1 protein-coding gene is annotated in these 1,608 nt (G+C 42.4%); it reads left to right on the forward strand.

The genetic code is table 11. The features are described 5' to 3' along the window. On the forward strand, positions 1 to 1,608 hold a 1,608-nt coding region (locus ACVC43_RS04330; RefSeq protein ID WP_452223345.1), incomplete at both ends, for a choice-of-anchor J domain-containing protein.

Below are 1,608 nucleotides of genomic sequence, written 5' to 3' on the forward strand. Positions count from 1 at the left end.
TTTTGGAGACACTCCAGGTGTTGCTCCAACAGGATGGACAGGTACAGGTTTTGGAGGTGCTAATGGTAACTGGCGTATTACAAACCCAGCAGCCAATTCTACAGGCACAGGACCAGCCAATTCTTACGATGGTAATCCAGGTGTACACTTAGAATATGAAGCTTCTGGAAATGCAACAGCTATTGCCTCGGCAATTTCACCAGCTATTGATTTATCTACAGCAACAGATGGTGCAGAATTAGCCTTTTTTATGCATGCTTTTGGAGATGATATAGGTACATTAAATGTTAATGTAGGTACAAGTGCTACAGGACCATTTACAACAGAATACACTTGGATTGGTGCTTACCAATCTACAGACGCAGAAGCATGGGTGCCAATCGGTATTAACTTAGACGCTTACTTAGGACAAGTAATCTATATAGAATTTAGCTATGGCGGCACAGGAAATGGTTTTGAAGGCGATATGTCTTTAGACCAGATTACAGTAGAAACCTGTGGTAACTTCTGTATTGCACCAAGTAATATTATGATTGCTAACATTACAGATACCACAGCAGATATCTCATGGACAGCCAACAATGGCGAAACACAATGGGAGTATGTTATCCAGCCAGCTGGAACAGGAACACCAACAGGTGCGGGAACTGTAACAACAACTAATCCTTTATTAGCAACAGGACTTACAGCAAGTACTGTTTACGAGGTATTTGTTCTTGCGGATTGTGGAAATGGACAAAGTGTTTGGGCAGGCCCAGTAAACTTTACAACATTAAACACACCACCACCACCACCAGTAGGTGTTACATGTGCTTCAGGATCACCGTCAACCATATTTACAGAAACCTTTGGAGACGATCCAACTGTTGATCCAGCAGGATGGACAGGTACAGGTTTTGGAGGTAACAACGGTGAATGGGATATTTCAAATCCAGGAGGTAATTCAGCAGGAACAGGACCAGCCAATTCTTATGATGGTAATCCAGGTGTGCACTTAGAATATGAAGCTTCAGGAAACGCAACAGATATTGCTTCGGCAATCTCACCAGCGATAGATTTATCAACTGCGGTAGATGGTGCAGAGTTAGCATTCTTTATGCATGCCTTTGGGGATGATATAGGCACATTAAATGTTAATGTAGGTACAAGTGCTACAGGACCATTTACAACAGAATATACATGGATTGGTGCTTACCAAACGACAGATGCAGAAGCTTGGGTGCCAATAGGTGTTAATTTAGACGCTTATTTAGGACAAGTTATCTACATTGAGTTTAGCTATGGTGGAACAGGAAATGGTTTTGAAGGTGACATGTCTATAGACCAAATTACAGTAGAGACCTGCGGTAACTTCTGTATAGCCCCAAGTAATATTATGGCTGCTAACATAACAGATACCACAGCAGATATCTCATGGACAGCCAACAATGGCGAAACACAATGGGAATATGTTATCCAACCTGCAGGAACAGGAGCACCAACAGGACCTGGAACTGTAACAAACACACCAGGATTTATGGCTACAGGCTTGACAGGGCTTACTGCTTACGAAGTATATGTACTGGCAGATTGTGGCGGATTACAAAGTATATGGGCAGGACCATTTAC

The sequence above is a fragment of the Lacinutrix chionoecetis genome (assembly GCF_053604665.1).